This is a genomic window from Endozoicomonas sp. SCSIO W0465 (genome assembly GCF_023716865.1).
Classification (GTDB): Bacteria; Pseudomonadota; Gammaproteobacteria; order Pseudomonadales; family Endozoicomonadaceae; genus Endozoicomonas.
The window spans coordinates 6,206,435-6,224,122 of sequence record NZ_CP092417.1 but is presented as its reverse complement, the minus strand read 5'-3'; the positions used below and the strand labels follow the sequence as shown (position 1 = coordinate 6,224,122).

The window sequence follows — 17,688 nt, the reverse complement described above, 5'->3', positions numbered from 1 at the left end:
CTCGTTCCGCTCGTGCCGCTGAATGAATTTGGTGTTAGGTGCTTCCAATTGCGTGTCATATTGAATGTCTGCGTGTATATATGAAATTATTTACCAGCCTGAATTAGCGAAACTACCAGTTTCTGGGTCCATAGCAAAAAATAATGGCATCACGTCCATTCTGATAAGACCTTGTTCTGTACGACACATCCGCAAAATAAAGTTTTAAATCATCAAGCAAATAAAGCTCATTATTTTCCATTATTCGTTCATGTTCTACAGTATGAATTAGAACATGCCCATATGGTTTGACAACTTTACTTAATGCTGAGACAAACTCATGCTTTTCTTCAAAGTTAACATTGTATTTATGAACAGTTACAATCTCAAACGCCTGCTGATATTTTGTATTCTTGATGGCATCTTGTAATGTACACTTTTCTACCTTGTCTTGACCAAGCTCATTACACGATGAAATAAATGGGTCACGCTCAACTCCATTGCTTTCTTCAAGACCAGGTTCAATTGCAAACACATCACAACCTAACTCATCTCTAATTCTTCTTGCAATTATTCCAGAGCCCGAGCCAATATCCAGAATTTTCTTTCTTTCATATCCTCTGAGATGAGATAAGTCGATGTCTTCAGATGACACGCCATATTCTGTATGATGTCTATCATTATCACCTAAATCGTTACAAGACCTAAATATAAATTCAATTCCATTCATATTTTTTCTCCAATGTAAAATAGTCTGAATTTAATTTAAAAAGTGGAGCACCGTTTTTTAGACTACCTAAAGCATTAAGTATCCAATTACTCCGAACAGTTTTTGATCAGTATTTCTGGGGACTATACGCATTATTAGATACTTTTTGACCACTATCCTGACACAGCGGGTTGCCCCCAGACTTGCCATTAATTACCAGCACTAGCTCTTATCCCTTGCACTGCGGGGATTCAGGTATTAAAAAACTGTCCACAGTATTGTATCCGTAAAATACCCATGAAAGCTTAACATTTAAGTGAATAAACCTAACAAAAGAATCCAGTAGAGACTCGATCTGCTCCTGCCGCTGAATTTGGCATTATCTGGCCTTAATCTCTTCATGAGTCATAACCGTAATCTGTGTAACAAGCCTGTTAGCTTCTCTAAACTTTTAATTCTCCATCTGAAACTTAATTCTGAATAAAAGGTCAAAAATTAAGTGATAAATTAAAACTTAAGGAGAATCCAATGAATTACATACTACTTCAGACTGGCTGTAATCTATATCAAAGTCCGTTTCAACATCCATGTGGAGACTTCGGATGCTTTCTTAGTTTCCAGGCAAGGCCTATCTTTGCCAAAAACACGTTTAGTGATTCATTTCAGCCCCCTTTTACCCCCAAAAAAATCAATGAACGCCAAATCCAGGCAGTTGATATTCAGCTCTTTCTACTCTTTGCTCTTCAGGTGGTTGATATTAAGCTCTTACTACTACTCTTTGCTCTTAAAGCTGATCACAACACATCTACTGATGGACACGAGTTTAGTGAAAAAGCCAAAAGTCATCATTCTGGGCATCAAAGAACATCAGGTACCCACCGAAATGAGTATCAGGAAACTCCAAATGTTGATCGGCCTGACATGGCTAAAGTCAACGAGGCTCTAGACGGCTTGGGTCTCCAGGGGAGTAATCTTAATACAATCACCGAATCGGATGTTAGTAAAGCGTACAAGAAAAAAGCACGTATATATCACCCAGACAAAGCCACAAAAGAAAATGTGAAAGAAAATGAAGGAATATTCAAAAAAATAGTGACTTATCGCGATAGATTGTATGAGTTTATCAACTTTCGCAATAATCGTCGATAACATCATTCAATAGCTCGCCAACATCGCCAGATAACAAAGCATTACACCAGACTGCCTTCGGCAGCTGGTGTTAGCATAGTTGTCGCCTCTCCTGAATTTAGAAACCCAAACAGGGGAATGTCACTGACTAAAGACCTCAGCCGCTGATAATTCAAGGCTCACTCGGGAAGAAGCGACTATAAAAAGTCACAAACAACAGTCAGACAGAGTCGAAAACATTACTGGAACATCTGAAGAAGAGGTTCGAAGAATGTGGGCTTGAGCTGAGTAACTTATATCGAATTCTCATGACTGACATAGCCGACAATGAGAATTTGCAGCAAATACCGGTACCCGCAGATCATTGATAAATGCTCGATTCAGTAGACCTTCGAAATTATCGATGGTGGACCAGTGAAATATTCAAATCCTAAAAAGAGCCACCTTCTATATTACCTGTAACCCAATTTGAAAGAACCCAGCACATATGAATTGTTAGATAACCTATTGTCGGTATTCCAAACATAGCAGCCCCTTTTAGCGCTCTTATATGGAACGATCCGGCTAAGTTACCGTTAATGGTTGAATCAGCTAAACTCCCATAAAATCTACGTTGTAGGGGAGTGATATGCAATCTGAACTCTTCCAGAATTTTATTGATTCCATTTCAACATTAACCAGTGAACAGCGAGACATTCTTAACAACTCGCTCCTTAGTACTCAAATAGAGGTTACCGAGGTAGTAGAAACCACTGACTCTGAACCTGTTTACAGTGAATCTATACCCAATAACGATAATGCAACACCTGACGTAGAAAAGAGCATACTTGCCCAATTTGCCGAAAACCCCAGGTGCCCCAAATGCAAAAGCCATAGCGTTGGTCGCTGGGGCATACGAAATGGCCGACAGCGCTACCACTGCAAGACTTGCGACTCAACGTTTAACGCCTTTAGTGGAACGCCTTTGGCAAGGCTCAGGCACCCTGAAAAATGGAACAAGTACCTCGCAGGTATGACTCACTCTATGGTCTTGCGACCAGCTGCTGCTGAGAATGCCATTGACTTGAAAACTGCGTTCCGCTGGCGTCACCGCTTTCTTGAAGTGATTAATAATGATCAAGCAGAAGAGCTTTGTGGCATTACTGAGCTTGATGAAACATTTTTCCGTGAATCCTTCAAAGGGCAAAGAGAAGGCCTTCCACGGCCAACCCGAAAGCGGGGTAATGATCCCAACAAAGCCCGAAAAGTCCCGGTAATGGTGGCTCGGGACCGTAATCGAAATACCGTTGACGGTGTATTAGAAAACGAAAGTGCTAATGAATTGTGCAGGCATTTAAATGGCCGCATATCGATACAGGCCACGGTCTGTGCGGATGCACACCTCGCTCACGAAAAACTTGCTGACAAGCTTGGATTTGTCTTCAAGGAGCTGGTGACATCAGCAGGTCAACATGTTGTTGAAGGCATCTACCACATCCAGACTGTAAATTCTTATCACAGTCATTTAAAACGCTGGATTGGCGGCGTATTCCAAGGGGTTGCAACTCGTTACCTTCCCCATTATCTGGCCTGGAGGCGAGAACTGACGGCAGCAAAAAAATTAACTGTTGGCCGGTTGATCAGCAGAATTACTGAACATTGGTGCTTCCAACCATTAACGGTAACTTAGCCGAACGATCCCCTGCAATAACAACACCCCATGCAGGCACCAATTAAAACACATGGTGCTGCCCAGACGCCAACCATAGTTGTTCCATATGCAGCTATTATACTTTCCATATCATAATTAATCCTTGCATCATTCTGTTCTATATTTGCATATATAGAGCATGAGAGAGAAATTGTGCTAATCATTGCAGTTATAATTAAAACATTTCTCATCTTATGTTTTGATCTAATCAGATAATCTCTAATACTAATGAGTTTGAACATAACAATAATCCAAGAGATAGACTTAATTATCAACTGCCTTTCATCACCCCCATGATATTTCCCTGAGATCTGATGTCAAAGGACTGATCAGATATTCAGGAACAGCAATATGCTGCCCATAAAACGCAAATATAGACCAAACTTGGCAAGTCTTCCTTAGCAGCAGACACATCAATACATGTTCTCACCTATTTCTCTCGCTGATCGACTCGCTGCTTACCCTGAACTTGAACGCAGGTTTTAAGCACTAACACCGGTTACGCAAACTGATGCAATATATCGGCAGTTGGATGGTGTATTTCCGGTTATCGGTATATTACCGACCAATTCCCCTGCTGGATCAATGGATACATCGGTGAATCCATTGCTGTTTCCTGAAGCAGTGGCGCAAACCGAAAACCCGTTTTAAGAATTTGGTCAGGCTAGGCGTTGATAAAGTGAACGCCGTCAAGATCGTAGCCAGCAGCAAAGAGCATTACCGTCTGAGTAAAACCTATGCCGTGCGACAGGCACTGAACAACAGTTACCTCGCGCAAATTGGGCTTGTTTCATTGAAAGATTTTTGAATCAGGTTTCACCATCATTGTTGAAACCGCCCGGTTCGGCCCCCCATGCCGAGCGCTGTGGGGAGGGATGGGGAAAGACCAGCCTTCCCCTATTTAACCGTACATTGCTAAGCCTTTTGGAAAGAGTCTAGCATGGACTCAAGTGTTTCTATAGACCTGACAATCTTCTTTGCTGTAAGTAATTCATGAGGTGTGCATGGATAATCATATCCACTTTCCACTACTTGTTTTCTTTTTTCACATTCATTTGACAGTTCTGAATTAGCTAGAGATTTTGCATTAACAATAACTTCTCGCCATGATGTGTTATCTGATTCAATATCTTCTATTACAACTGATTCACTTGAACATGTATCAGCATGATTAAATTTACCAAGATAAAGATTAACTCCTATATTAGAAATAGAAAATTGCATAAATCCTTCACAACTCTCATAACGATTACTACTGGTACAGGTTGTGTTCACCTGAAATTTCGAGGCAGTCTGCTGCTCAATTGAAACCACTCTATGACCACAAGCAACCATTATTGAAAATGCATTTTCATTCAAAGAGCTTAAGCCCAAAGTATTTTTATCAAGATTACCTGTACTAACTACGTTCATGATAAAGAGCTCCATTATTCGGAAAATAAATATAGTACCGTAGTTCTCTAAGACAATATGAAAACCAATAAGTTCAGCTGTGTGTTTGCTGGTTGAATTTCAGTACGGCTAACGCCTAATTCAGCGGCGCCTCAGGCGTCCACTGTAATTTTGTGGTACGCCCGGCATGGGCATGAACCGATGGGGTGAAAGTCCCCTGTGGGAGAACCTACATTTGACTGGCGGTAAAGACACCTGCTGATGACAACTAGCTAAAGGCAAGGGCGGTCCCGCAAGGGACTGTGCGGAGGCAGTCTGAGTGCAAAGGTGCGAGCCGACGTAGACTGGGCGTTCCCCAGAAAACGCATACAAGGCTGAGTCTCTGGGCATTGCTATCAATTTTACTTACTGTAGAGTTCATTTTCTTGTTTGCCAGAGGGCAATGATATGTATCAGTTACCAAAAGTTATGAGTGGTGTTGTCCTGACGGGGCATGGCGGTTTTGACAAACTTCAATATAAAAGGAACTTGCCGGTTCCTTCACCGGGTGACAATGAGGTTCTCATTCGAGTAAGTGCCGCTGGCGTTAACAACACAGATATAAACACACGTACGGCTTGGTATTCTAAAACTGATGCCGCCCCTGAAGATGCCGGCTGGACTGGAAATGCTTTAACTTTTCCTAGAATACAAGGAGCAGATGTTTGTGGGTATATTGTTGCTGTAGGCCGTAATATTAGTGATGATCGGATAGGTGATAGAGTCTTGGTAACTGTTCAGCACCCCCACATAAATCTGGAATTTTCTGATTTTTATACCATCCTCTTAAGCACCATTTTTCCACAATATTCGCCAGCATGATTCCAGAACTACCCGCAACTATGTCGGCTGAGATTCTCTTGAAAGAGAATGCAGAGCTGCGGATGAGAGTTGCCTGTCTGGAAGAGCGATGTCGAGAATTGGAAGAAAAGGTTGGCAAGAACAGTCAAAACAGCAGCAAGCCGCCATCGTCTGATGGTTATCAAAAACCTTGTAAAAACAGTAATTCTCCAGATCATTCTGACGACCTTTCCGCAGATAAAGGTACCGATCCATCGGATGAAAAACCCAATCCTAAAAGTCTGAGACAGTCTTCTGGTAATAAAGCCGGTGGAAAGAAAGGGCATCAGGGCACTTGTCTTAAACAGGTCGATATCCCTGACTATATTGAGTACCTTCCGGTTAAAGAATGCAATAAATGTCAGGCGTCTCTTCTTGATAGTGAGCCGGTCAAATATATTGAACGACAGGTGTTTGAACCAGGGAGACCGGGTGAATTTGAAGTAACGGCCCATAGAGCTGAAGTAAAAATCTGCACTTGTGGTTGTCGGAATCAGGCTGAATTCCCGGAAGGTGTTACCGCTGCCGCACAATATGGCTCAGCCACACAGGCTATGGCCGTCTATCTTAACCAATACCATTTCCTGCCTTTTAAGCGCGTGTCAGAGTATTTTAATACTCTCTATAAAATGAGTGTAAGTGCAGGCACTGTCGCCAATTTTGTGGCCAGAACCTATGAAAATCTGGCTTCTACTGAAGAGGTTATTCGTGACGCCTTGCGGGAATCGTCTGTTGCCGGAGCCGATGAAACGGGTATGCGGGCCGAGGGCTCTTTGCACTGGCTACACGTTATGCGGGATGAACAATGGACGCTCTACTACTTGTCTGAAAAGCGAGGTCGTGAGGCCATGGACACGATGGGCATACTGCTAACATTTGCAGGCGTTCTGGTTCATGATCATTGGAAATCCTATTTTGCATATGCGGCAACTCACGTACTTTGCAATGCCCATCACCTGAGGGAGCTTTTGGGTGTTGTTGATAGGGACAGCAATCAACTGGCGTTGCGATTGATGAAGCTACTGAGGCTTTCCTGGCATTACTGCAAGGGCTTTAAGACCATAGGTATGCTACAGATGCCAAGTGTTGTCTGTGAACGAATCGAGAAGATTTATGACCGGTTGCTTCAGCGGGCTCTAATGAAAGAAGTCGTCTATATGGAGAAGCAACGAGAGGAGCTTAAGCGCAAGAAAGTCAAGAATACTAAAGCTTACAATCTCTTCAAACGACTCACTGAGTTCAAGGCTGAGACACTGCGCTTCATGTCAGATTTTACCATTCCCTTCGATAACAATGGCAGTGAGCGGGATGTTCGAATGGCCAAGTTAAAGCAGAAAATCTCAGGCTGCTTCAGGAGTGCAGACGGTGGTTCTATGTTTGCACGGATTCGCAGCTATTTGTCGTCTGCCAGAAAACAGGGAATGGACATATATCAATCACTTCATAGAGCTGTTCGGAATTACTGTAATATGCCTTTGCTCAGTGCTGAATAGTTACGAGTCTTGATCGAACCCTGTATTCGTGAGGTAAATGGTGAAGCCATGGCCGAACCATGGTATTTCGGTTCTGAATGTGATGGAGGTTTCGCTGAGTACGCTGTTGTATCCTCTAATCATGCACATAAAATAGTCAGTGAATTTTCAGATATAGAGTTGGCCTCTTTTCCCTGCTCCTACTCAACAGCAGAGAACTTACTTACTAAATCTAATGTGAAAGCAGAGGATATCGTACTGATCACTGGTGCTTCCGGTGGGGTAGGGTCTGCCGCTATACAACTTGCAACGGCAAGGGGAGCAACAGTCATTGCCATAACAAGTCCCGAAAAGTCTCAAGAGATTCTTGATTTAGGTGCTTCAAAAGTAATACACCGAGATGAAAGTATTGTGCGCACTTTGGGGAAAAATAGCATTGATGTAGTCATAGACATGGTTGCAGGTAAAAGCTGGACCGAACTTCTGGATGTTCTTAAGCCGGGTGGCCGTTATGCAGTTGCCGGGGCCATTGCCGGGCCTCTTGTTGAACTTGACATCAGGACTTTGTATTTAAAGGATTTGACTTTTTTTGGTTGTACTGTTCTGGAGCACAATGTATTTGCTAATTTAATTCGTCGCATTGAAAGTGGTGATATTAAGCCAATTGTGGCTCATAGCTTCGCATTAGATAAAATTGTTGAAGCACAAGAGGCTTTTCTAGAAAAGAAGCATATTGGTAAGATTGTGCTTGCAGTATCTGCTAGCTGATTCGGCTACCTATCCACGACGCATAACAAAAAATTCCAGCGGACACTTGTCCGCTCGTGCCGCTGAATTTGGCATTAGCCTTTCTACCTCAACAGTCTACGGCATGACGATCATAACTCATGCAGATATAATGTGAGGCATTACAACACAACTCTTGAGATGCAACAATGACAGCGGCAAATGATACAGTTTGGGGAATGAGCCCTAATCGTGCGATGGCCAGACAACTTGCCGTTCGGGATATTCCTTCTCTGGTTTATAATGCAGTAAATCTTGAAGGGGTCGCAATGACCTTACCAGAAGTTCAGACGCTATTAGATGGAATCACTGTTGGTGGTCACAAAATCAGTGATCAGAATATGGCTTTGAACCAGGCTGCAGCATGGAAATATTTGTTTTCTCTTGTCTCTGAGGATAAGTTTTCTTTTTCAAAGGACATTGCATTATCTGTTCATAGCATTGCAGGAAAAGAGGAAGCCTTGGAGTGGGGTGCCTTTCGCACTGGCAATGTAACGATTAGCGGATCTGAGTACGAACCTCCTTCCCCTAAAGACCTTGATCATGTCTGGGCAGAGATTGAATCTGAAATGGCTGCTTGTAACGATGTTTATGATCTGGCAATTACGGCTTTTCTGAGAATGGCAAGAGCACAGTTTTTCTGGGATGTGAACAAGCGCATGGGGCGATTCATGATGAATGGTATTCTGCTTAATGATGGATTTCCAATCATCAATGTGCCAGCAAAGCGACAGAAAGAGTTTAATCAGTTGATGCTGGATTTCTATACGACAGCAGAAATGACTGAAATGAATAAGTTTTTAAGATCGTGCATTCATGAAAAAATCATAGAGAACTTCCTACCGAACGGCTAACAAAAATTTCAGCGGACACTTGTTCCGCTCAATTTAAGACTTAAGCTTCTCAATCAATTGAGAATTCAATTCATTGTGATTATCGGATAAAAACTTAAGCTGCAATCAGATTCACTATCAAATTGAACTTTTAGACCAGGTACTGGTCTAAAGTTGAAAGTCATTGAAAAGGAGTTCATGATATGTTGCCATCACAAACACAAATTAAACCCTGTACTTCACAGGGCGATCCTGTACGCGTTAATAAATGTCAAAGCACATTGGGGAATGCAACATTTTCTGGTCGATTAATCACTGTTCTGGATAGAGCCTCATGTGATTCGGACAAAGATCTTGAATTAGTTAATTTCGTTAATAAGGCATATGATGATACCAGGATTAGTTTTGACAATAAATCAAATCCTACACAATTTTATTTTTGTCTCACTGAAGGTGGTAAATTATTAGCTTGTGCGGGTTACATGAATGGCGCTAAAGCTGTGACTAAAGTAGCAAAATTAGATAAAACAGATTGCTACATCTCACCTTTCGCAGCATTAAATGGGAATGGTTATGGAAAACATCTTCTAAAAGAAATAGAGCAAAGGGCAAAAGATCAGGGTTTTAACAGAATGGTTTTTGATGTATGGAATGAAGCTCCTCAGGATATGAATCCTTACTATGTAAAATATGGTTGTGAGAAAGGAGATACAGTCAAATATACGTTGAACGGGAAAGAAAATTCCACAACAAGATATGTTAAGGACTTATCCTAATTGAATTAATCTATAGTATGACAAACAATTCCGGGGGGCTGTTCCTGTGTTGCAGCTCCTGAAATTCTTTTTATGCGTCAGAGTAAAAAATGAAACAATTACTAATCGTTCTGGTTTTTTTAACTTCGTGTCCACTACCAGCTCTAGAGATAAAAGTAACCCCGGGGAAATATTCAAATTATTACCACTTTCAGTACAAGCTTCGTCCTGATCACTATGAAATTAATAAAAAGTATGGTTTTAATCCAGGTGGTCAGTTTGAGGTGTTAGTACCAAAAGCATATTTCCCTATTCCAGCACCTAATTGCAATCGGAATATTATTATCCGAATGCCTTACTCCAGTAAAGAAGCTACGAAAAAGATGCTCTACGATGAGCTTTTGCAAAACAAGGAAGTCACAGTTACTCTTGAAGCTAATCCCTATGTAACAGTCCTTCAAGAAGAACCTATCAAATTGCAATTGCAGTATTGCAATGTTTTCTTCCGCCATCGTGGTGGAGATTACTACAACCAGCTATAAAACATATAATAAGAGCTTCAAGTTGTAGCCTATGGAACTCCTAAAGCTGGCGTAAGCTGTGCAGTCACCGTTTGGCCTCTGAGTTATCAACAATCATTGGTTAATTCAATATCGGTTATCCAGCACCAGACATGCTGCTTCAGGTGTTTACTGCTTATCAGGGGCGTTGTTCCAAATGCAAACACATTGTAACGTAACCGTTCAAACAGTGTTTTTCGGATTTCTCACCAAACAGCTACCGTTTGAACCAGTTGAGTTGTTGTTTGATCAGTCATTTGGTTATCGGTGAGCCATTGTTCATCACAGTCTCCTCGAAATGAATTCGGGAGTAATCATGAATGGAGAAAATCAGTTTTTGTAGACGTCCTTAGATAGGCGGTTATGTAGCTACTGTTGATCCAGATCGATTGCTTTATTAAGTAACTGCCTTTAATATCAACGTTATCTAGCAGACGCACTGCTGCTTATGCAGTTGCCAGCGTGCAAGATAAATAAAGTATCTATTAAGTAGTTAAAAGTTTGCTTATGGATATTTTGATCGTACTATCAGGCAGACAAAGAAAGAGATCCTTAATCTATTATAAGTGGGTCTTGAACTAAAACGTCCCCAACCTATGAAGTATGTCAATATCACTGATGAAGCTGTTGTATTAACTTTGAAATACGCCAAGCACTACGGCCCTCTGAGGTGTATCAGGGAAAGAGCTCATGGTCTTCTATTGAGTAATCGAGGCTTTACCCTTGAGCAAATTGCAGAAATCCTTGAGATTAAATATCAGACCGTTTCCCAATGGATTGATGATTGGGAGGACTATGGTATTCGTGCATTGTATAAGAAACATGGTGGTGGAAGATCTTGCATATATGATGAATCTGAAGTGCAACGCATAAAAGAGTTAGTAGCAGAAGAGCCTCGTCGTTTATCGTATGTAAAATCCAAAATTGAGGATGAGACCGGTAAATCCTCATCAAAACTTACTCTGGCCAACATCGTAAAAAAGTTAGGACTGGTTTACAAAAGACTCCGTAAATCGTGCAAACATAAACGGGACGAAGAGCATTTCCAGCGTTGTAAAACTGCACTGAAAGACGCCCAGGAAGCTGAGCGCAAAGGGTTAATAAACTTGTTTTATTTTGATGAGTCCGGATTTACTCAAGAACCTTGTGTGCCATATGGCTGGCAGGAAAAAGGAAAGCAGCTCAGAATTCCATCAGTCAAAAGTAAGCGCATCAACGTGCTGGGCTTTATGAATCGGAGCTGTGAGCTGTTTCATTACCCTGTTGTGGGCTCTGTGAATAGTGATACAGTGATTGCAGCCTTTGACGACTTCGCAGAGAAAATGGAGGATGAAAAATACAGTTCAAATGACCGCTACACCGTAGTTATGGTGGACAATGCCAGTATTCATACCAGCAAAAAGTTTCGTGACAGAATCGCTGACTGGACTCTTGAGAAAAAGTTACTGATCTGCTTTCTTCCAACATATTCACCTGAACTCAATCTGATTGAGATCCTGTGGAGGAAAGTAAAGTATGAATGGCTCAATCTATTGTCAATCAAGAGTTTCACGGAATTTGAAAAGGAAGTTGAACGAGTGTTCGCTTCATTTGGAGAGAGTCATATGATTTCGTTTGCAAATACTAAATAATCGTTCAGTCAATTTATCCGAAAGCAAATTATCAACTACTTAAACTCTCAAATCTGAATGAAGGCTTATGTTATGCTAATCCGTTCAATTTTTATTGTTCCACTGCTATTCATTGCAAGTGAAGCTTTTTCACAAACAGAGTTATTACTAAAGCTTAAGTTCACGTCAGATGACCAGGTCACAAAAACTATAAGCTTTTATGGTGATAATATTGATCCAAACATATCATTTCAAGATGAGCAGTTTAAAATTGCAATTGATGGTACGGATATTGACGATATTGATATTGCCACATTTTATCGATTAAAAAATCTAAGGCGTAATTTAAGTTATGACTTTCAAACTGGTGGAATCGAAAAGTTAGATAATTCCAGTGGTGTTAAATGCCGATTGGGCGGGCCTGCTTCAGCCATTGTACTTGAGGTTCGATATCTAACTTATGATAATTCAACAATTGTCAGTGATGAAATGAGAACCGTTTATGACTTACCATTAAACTGTTTATATTCTGCTCAATTTAAGCCAAAGTCTTCTGATGCGAAAGCATCGGCAAGAGGTGTTATAGAAACACTTAGAACTATTGATGAACTCAAGTGATAATAAGTCAATCAAATATAATCACAGGAATTACCATGATTACAGTTGAAGCATTTATTACCTTGGGGTTAGCATCCATTCTTCTGAGTCTGGCACCAGGACCTGATAATATTTTTGTATTAACCCAATCGGCTCTGCACGGTAGAAAGGCTGGTTTTTTTGTTACTTTGGGCTTATGTACTGGCCTGATCTTTCATACAGCTGCAGTAGCCTTTGGGGTGGCAGCAATTTTTCAAACATCAGTGCTTGCATTTAATATACTCAAATTGATTGGTGCAGCTTATCTTATATATTTAGCATGGCAGGCATTTAAAGCACCAGGTAAAAACATTAATAGCGCTGGGAGGTCTGATCCTGTAACCCCGATTAAACTGTATTTTCGCGGTATTATAATGAATATTACAAACCCGAAAGTTTCAATTTTCTTTTTAGCTTTTCTTCCACAATTCGCATCACCTGAGTCAGGAGCGATTGCACCACAGATTTTTGTTCTCGGTTTTATATTTATCCTTGTCACTTTACTGGTCTTCAATATTATATCACTATTGTCTTCTATGCTAGGAGCATGGCTGTCTGGTTCAAAAAAAGCCCAACTATATCTTAATAAAATTTCAGGTACCGTTTTTCTTGGTCTTGCACTAAAACTTGCTACATCAGAGGTGAAAATTTAGTCGTATAATCTCATCGGGTCTTCTCCTTTTGCAAAACACGGAATTTCTTTTAATGAGATGCCATCATGATTGACTGGGCCAAGATCAGCACAGTACTGCTGGATATGGATGGAACATTATTAGACCTCCATTTTGACAATTATTTCTGGCAAGAGTATGTGCCGGAAAGATACGCAGAACAACACGGTATGTCGTTAGTCAGGGCGTAACTATTCAGCACTGAGCAAAGGCATATTACAGTAATTCCGAACAGCTCTATGAAGTGATTGATATATGTCCATTCCCTGTTTTCTGGCAGACGACAAATAGCTGCGAATCCGTGCAAACATAGAACCACCGTCTGCACTCCTGAAGCAGCCTGAGATTTTCTGCTTTAACTTGGCCATTCGAACATCCCGCTCACTGCCATTGTTATCGAAGGGAATGGTAAAATCTGACATGAAGCGCAGTGTCTCAGCCTTGAACTCAGTGAGTCGTTTGAAGAGATTGTAAGCTTTAGTATTCTTGACTTTCTTGCGCTTAAGCTCCTCTCGTTGCTTCTCCATATAGACGACTTCTTTCATTAGAGCCCGCTGAAGCAACCGGTCATAAATCTTCTCGATTCGTTCACAGACAACACTTGGCATCTGTAGCATACCTATGGTCTTAAAGCCCTTGCAGTAATGCCAGGAAAGCCTCAGTAGCTTCATCAATCGCAACGCCAGTTGATTGCTGTCCCTATCAACAACACCCAAAAGCTCCCTCAGGTGATGGGCATTGCAAAGTACGTGAGTTGCCGCATATGCAAAATAGGATTTCCAATGATCATGAACCAGAACGCCTGCAAATGTTAGCAGTATGCCCATCGTGTCCATGGCCTCACGACCTCGCTTTTCAGACAAGTAGTAGAGCGTCCATTGTTCATCCCGCATAACGTGTAGCCAGTGCAAAGAGCCCTCGGCCCGCATACCCGTTTCATCGGCTCCGGCAACAGACGATTCCCGCAAGGCGTCACGAATAACCTCTTCAGTAGAAGCCAGATTTTCATAGGTTCTGGCCACAAAATTGGCGACAGTGCCTGCACTTACACTCATTTTATAGAGAGTATTAAAATACTCTGACACGCGCTTAAAAGGCAGGAAATGGTATTGGTTAAGATAGACGGCCATAGCCTGTGTGGCTGAGCCATATTGTGCGGCAGCGGTAACACCTTCCGGGAATTCAGCCTGATTCCGACAACCACAAGTGCAGATTTTTACTTCAGCTCTATGGGCCGTTACTTCAAATTCACCCGGTCTCCCTGGTTCAAACACCTGTCGTTCAATATATTTGACCGGCTCACTATCAAGAAGAGACGCCTGACATTTATTGCATTCTTTAACCGGAAGGTACTCAATATAGTCAGGGATATCGACCTGTTTAAGACAAGTGCCCTGATGCCCTTTCTTTCCACCGGCTTTATTACCAGAAGACTGTCTCAGACTTTTAGGATTGGGTTTTTCATCCGATGGATCGGTACCTTTATCTGCGGAAAGGTCGTCAGAATGATCTGGAGAATTACTGTTTTTACAAGGTTTTTGATAACCATCAGACGATGGCGGCTTGCTGCTGTTTTGACTGTTCTTGCCAACCTTTTCTTCCAATTCTCGACATCGCTCTTCCAGACAGGCAACTCTCATCCGCAGCTCTGCATTCTCTTTCAAGAGAATCTCAGCCGACATAGTTGCGGGTAGTTCTGGAATCATGCTGGCGAATATTGTGGAAAAATGGTGCTTAAGAGGATGGTATAAAAATCAGAAAATTCCAGATTTATGTGGGGGTGCTGAACAGTTACGTCAGGGCAAAAGCAACGCTTCATCCCCGTTTTGCACAAACCTATGGCAAGCTGCAGTGGTATTGTCTGGATTTCTGGGCCAGAGAACTGGGTCTGGATACCGGCATTCTTGATTCCGCTAAAACCTATGGTATTGCTGAGCTGCTGGCCATCCGTCACCCGGACAGTCAAAAAGGGCCCTGGGACACAGGCCTCTACAACGCTGTGGAGGACTTCCGGGAACTGTACATTCACGATAGGGTGACAAAATGAGTCATAGCGAAAAGATCAGGCTTGATAAATGGTTATGGGCAGCACGCTTTTATAAAACCCGAAGGGCTCTTGTAGGATTTCAGACTGCTACTGGGTTGAACATTGCTGAAGCCCTTTATCTACAAAGGTTGTCAGCATATTGTCCGGTAATGTTGCTCAATCCTTGTTTTTCGTGACCTACAGTCAGTTTTCACTGTAGAGCAGTTCGTAATCAAAATAGAGCCACCCGAAGTATCGCAAAGGAGGCCATTGATGGAGGCAAAGTGCACTTAAATGGTCAGCGGTGTAAGCCGGGCAAAGAGCCCCGGGTTGGTGATGTAATCAAACTTCGGGCTGGCTGGGATGAGCGAATTGTCATTGTCAAGACACTCAATGATAAGCGCCAGAAGGCCGAGTTGGCTCAGCAACTCTATGAGGAAACACCGGAGAGCCTTCAGTCCAGGGAGGCAGCAGCAGCTAATCGAAAAGCCTTGAGAGGGGCAATGCCAAGACCCGAACACCGCCCTGATAAAAAGCAACGCCGTGAGATCCTGAAGCATAAGGCTGATTACTGATTCCTGCTGGCATTGAACTACTATTGAACTTCATCATAAAAAAGGGAACCATCTGGCTCCCTGAAAACACTATCCTGCTGATCAGGATGGCAGAATGATGTTGCCACCCGCTTCACGGATCGCAGCCAGATTATCCTCATCAAACTTGCTGTCGGTAATTATGCAATCCAGCTCTTCCAGATGCGCGATGGTTTTCATGCTGGAGGCACCAAATTTACTGGAATCCGCCAGGAGAACGGTTTTATTGGCCCGTTCCATCATTTTACGACGAATGTAGTAATGATCATTGGATGCTGTCGTCACGCCATTGTTCAGGCTCCAGCTGTTGGTCGCCAGAAAGGCAATATCTGCATTAATACTGTCCAGGAATGACAGTGCAGCAACGTCAGTATGAGCCTTGGTGATAGCACTGACGTTACCACCAGTTGTGAATACCTTAACGGTTGAAGAGTCGGAAAGCTGCAGGGCAATTTTCAGGTCAGTAGTGATCACGGTGACCTTCATGCGCATCATCAGTTTGGCCAGAGCCATTGTACTGGTGCCAGAGTCCAGCAGGACGATCTGCCCTTCACGGATCTGTTTCAGCGCTTCATGGGCGATGGACTTTTTCTCTTCAATGTTAACCGCGTTCTTCTTTTCGTAGGGAATGTCTTCCATCAGAAAGCTTTTGGACACGGCGCCACCATAGGTCACGCGCAGCTTGTCTTCCTGCTCGAGTGTGCGAATATCACGACGGATGGTCATTTGGGATACATCGAAACGTTCAGCCATTTCTTCGATGTTGGCACAGCCTTTTTCTTCAACAAAAGCAAGGATGTGTTCGCGACGTTCAACCGGGAGCATAGTTGTACCTCTTTAAATGGAGCATAATCGGTTTGCCCATTCTGTTGATCTGACCGGTTAGCAACTCAGGGTTGCAGGACTCGACCAACGGTTATGATGCTTGCTGCCGGTGAGTATTCCGAGATAGTAATTTCCCGTAAGAGGGGCTTACAGGGTTACCTGGCAGTGATGCACTGATAGCACTCGAATGCAGAAGACCGATCAATGGGCATTTTGCGGGGATTATATCACCAGAATGATGAAGTATTCCCAACTTTTCATGTGGGAATATGACGACACAAGTCAGTTATTATCATTGGGCAGCTTCATGCTCATGAGAATATAAGGATTTTTTCAAGTCTTGCCACGGGATGCCTTCCCGCTTTTTATTCTTTTCATCCCGACTTCCATTGTGTATGGACAAAATTTCAGCGGCAATCGAAATGGCAATTTCAGCGGGCTTTCTGCCGCCAACATTGTTCAAACCGACCGGGCAGCGCATCTGTTCAATATCAGCTGACGAGAAACAGCCTCTGTGTTCCAGTCGTTGACGAAAACGCTTTGCCTTGGTTTCTGAGCCAATAACGCCTAACCAGCGACTGTTGTCATGTTTCAGTGTTGCTTCGGTAATCGCGAAATCCAGTTGATGGTTGTGGGTGACGACCAGAACAAATGTGTCCTCTTGCAGATTTTCGACCTCCAGTTCCGGTCGATCACTGATACAGACCTGAACATTTCCCGGTATCGCATCTGGAAACCGCTCTGCCCTGCTGTCGATCCAGGTAATCTGGCAATCCAGGGGGGCCAGAACATTCACCAGCGCATGGCCAACGTGACCGGCGCCAAACAGCGCAATACGAAAACCACAGGTGGTGACAGGTTCGAGCAGCGCACTGACACTGCCGCCACAGCATTGACCCAGCCTGGGGCCAAGAGGAAAGTATTCCAGAACGGGCTCAGAGTGATTGCCCAGAAGAAGCTCCCGGGCTTTCTGGATCAGTAGAAACTCCAACTGCCCGCCACCGATGGTATCAAAGCACTGGTCGGCAGTGACCACCATTTTACTGCCGGACTTTCTGGGGGCAGAACCTGCTGACCCCAGAATAGTGATCAGTACACCCAACTCACCGGTTTTCTGAAGATTGGCCAATGCGTCAATCCACAT

The 17,688-nt window shown here is 42.8% G+C and carries 19 protein-coding genes and 2 pseudogenes; 15 read left to right on the top strand and 6 right to left on the bottom strand.

The annotated features are described in order from the left end of the window. Positions 1–112 precede the first annotated feature (112 nt). Positions 113–634, bottom strand: coding sequence for a methyltransferase domain-containing protein (locus MJO57_RS27995; RefSeq protein ID WP_252020414.1), 522 nt, complete (start codon positions 632–634; stop codon positions 113–115). Between the two features lie 582 nt (positions 635–1,216). Here MJO57_RS27995 and MJO57_RS27990 point away from each other — a divergent pair. From MJO57_RS27990 to MJO57_RS32935, 3 genes are all read left to right on the top strand, one after another. Beyond that, on the top strand, positions 1,217–1,837 hold the full coding sequence (locus MJO57_RS27990; RefSeq protein WP_252020412.1) for a DnaJ domain-containing protein: 621 nt from the start codon (positions 1,217–1,219) through the stop codon (positions 1,835–1,837). A 607-nt stretch (positions 1,838–2,444) separates the two neighbouring features. Next, the gene (locus tag MJO57_RS27985) at positions 2,445–3,485 is read left to right on the top strand and encodes an IS1595 family transposase (RefSeq protein WP_252017335.1); all 1,041 of its coding nucleotides are present in this window, start codon (positions 2,445–2,447) and stop codon (positions 3,483–3,485) included. Positions 3,486–4,185: 700 nt separating this feature from the next. After that, complete coding sequence (locus MJO57_RS32935) at positions 4,186–4,314, top strand: hypothetical protein (RefSeq protein WP_256492579.1); 129 nt, start codon at positions 4,186–4,188, stop codon at positions 4,312–4,314. Between the two features lie 107 nt (positions 4,315–4,421). Here the strand turns inward: MJO57_RS32935 and MJO57_RS27980 are convergent, their stop codons facing one another. Beyond that, positions 4,422–4,919, bottom strand: a complete 498-nt coding sequence (locus MJO57_RS27980) for a hypothetical protein (RefSeq protein WP_252020410.1) — start codon at positions 4,917–4,919, stop codon at positions 4,422–4,424. 426 nt (positions 4,920–5,345) lie between these two features. On the opposite strand from MJO57_RS27980, the pseudogene MJO57_RS27975 reads away from it, so the two are divergent. Continuing rightward, a pseudogene (locus MJO57_RS27975) lies at positions 5,346–5,615 on the top strand (alcohol dehydrogenase catalytic domain-containing protein); the annotation flags it as partial. A gap of 19 nt (positions 5,616–5,634) precedes the next feature. Here the strand turns inward: MJO57_RS27975 and MJO57_RS32930 are convergent. Next, positions 5,635–5,757: a hypothetical protein gene (locus MJO57_RS32930; protein ID WP_256493402.1), complete on the bottom strand. Its 123-nt coding sequence runs from the start codon at positions 5,755–5,757 to the stop codon at positions 5,635–5,637. Here MJO57_RS32930 and MJO57_RS27970 point away from each other — a divergent pair. The 9 genes and pseudogenes from MJO57_RS27970 to MJO57_RS27930 all read left to right on the top strand — a co-directional run. After that, the gene (locus MJO57_RS27970) at positions 5,756–7,270 is read left to right on the top strand and encodes an IS66 family transposase (RefSeq protein ID WP_252017330.1); all 1,515 of its coding nucleotides are present in this window, start codon (positions 5,756–5,758) and stop codon (positions 7,268–7,270) included. The genes MJO57_RS32930 and MJO57_RS27970 overlap by 2 nt on opposite strands. A 9-nt stretch (positions 7,271–7,279) precedes the next feature. Next, the gene (locus MJO57_RS27965) at positions 7,280–8,017 is read left to right on the top strand and encodes a zinc-binding dehydrogenase (protein WP_252020408.1); all 738 of its coding nucleotides are present in this window, start codon (positions 7,280–7,282) and stop codon (positions 8,015–8,017) included. A gap of 167 nt (positions 8,018–8,184) precedes the next feature. Further along, on the top strand, positions 8,185–8,889 hold the full coding sequence (locus MJO57_RS27960) for a Fic family protein (protein WP_252020406.1): 705 nt from the start codon (positions 8,185–8,187) through the stop codon (positions 8,887–8,889). A gap of 182 nt (positions 8,890–9,071) precedes the next feature. Beyond that, positions 9,072–9,644, top strand: a complete 573-nt coding sequence (locus tag MJO57_RS27955; protein WP_252020404.1) for a GNAT family N-acetyltransferase — start codon at positions 9,072–9,074, stop codon at positions 9,642–9,644. An 89-nt stretch (positions 9,645–9,733) separates the two neighbouring features. Then, positions 9,734–10,165, top strand: a complete 432-nt coding sequence (locus MJO57_RS27950) for a hypothetical protein (RefSeq protein ID WP_252020402.1) — start codon at positions 9,734–9,736, stop codon at positions 10,163–10,165. Between the two features lie 584 nt (positions 10,166–10,749). Then, entirely contained in the window at positions 10,750–11,814 is a 1,065-nt protein-coding gene (locus MJO57_RS27945; protein WP_252018707.1) for an IS630 family transposase, read from the top strand. Between the two features lie 57 nt (positions 11,815–11,871). Further along, positions 11,872–12,411, top strand: coding sequence for a hypothetical protein (locus MJO57_RS27940; RefSeq protein WP_252020400.1), 540 nt, complete (start codon positions 11,872–11,874; stop codon positions 12,409–12,411). 35 nt (positions 12,412–12,446) lie between these two features. After that, a complete protein-coding gene (locus MJO57_RS27935; RefSeq protein WP_252020398.1) occupies positions 12,447–13,082 on the top strand; it encodes a LysE family translocator in 636 nt (211 codons plus the stop codon). A gap of 65 nt (positions 13,083–13,147) precedes the next feature. Then, positions 13,148–13,288 (top strand): annotated as a pseudogene (locus MJO57_RS27930) (haloacid dehalogenase); the annotation flags it as partial. A 3-nt stretch (positions 13,289–13,291) separates the two neighbouring features. On the opposite strand, the gene MJO57_RS27925 reads toward MJO57_RS27930, so the two are convergent. Then, the gene (locus tag MJO57_RS27925; protein WP_252017330.1) at positions 13,292–14,806 is read right to left on the bottom strand and encodes an IS66 family transposase; all 1,515 of its coding nucleotides are present in this window, start codon (positions 14,804–14,806) and stop codon (positions 13,292–13,294) included. A 74-nt stretch (positions 14,807–14,880) separates the two neighbouring features. Here MJO57_RS27925 and MJO57_RS27920 point away from each other — a divergent pair, with 74 nt between their 5' ends. Both MJO57_RS27920 and MJO57_RS27915 read left to right on the top strand, forming a co-directional pair. Continuing rightward, positions 14,881–15,147, top strand: coding sequence for a hypothetical protein (locus tag MJO57_RS27920; protein ID WP_252020396.1), 267 nt, complete (start codon positions 14,881–14,883; stop codon positions 15,145–15,147). A gap of 233 nt (positions 15,148–15,380) precedes the next feature. Then, positions 15,381–15,701 carry an RNA-binding S4 domain-containing protein gene (locus tag MJO57_RS27915; protein ID WP_256493391.1) on the top strand — a complete coding sequence of 107 codons (321 nt, stop codon included), beginning with the start codon at positions 15,381–15,383 and terminating at the stop codon, positions 15,699–15,701. 81 nt (positions 15,702–15,782) lie between these two features. On the opposite strand, the gene MJO57_RS27910 is transcribed toward MJO57_RS27915, so the two are convergent. Together MJO57_RS27910 and xdhC are read right to left on the bottom strand one after the other, a co-directional pair. Beyond that, positions 15,783–16,544 (bottom strand): DeoR/GlpR family DNA-binding transcription regulator, encoded by a 762-nt coding sequence (locus tag MJO57_RS27910; RefSeq protein ID WP_252020392.1) that lies wholly within the window; start codon positions 16,542–16,544, stop codon positions 15,783–15,785. A gap of 292 nt (positions 16,545–16,836) precedes the next feature. Next, entirely contained in the window at positions 16,837–17,688 is an 852-nt protein-coding gene (xdhC, locus tag MJO57_RS27905; protein ID WP_252020390.1) for a xanthine dehydrogenase accessory protein XdhC, read from the bottom strand.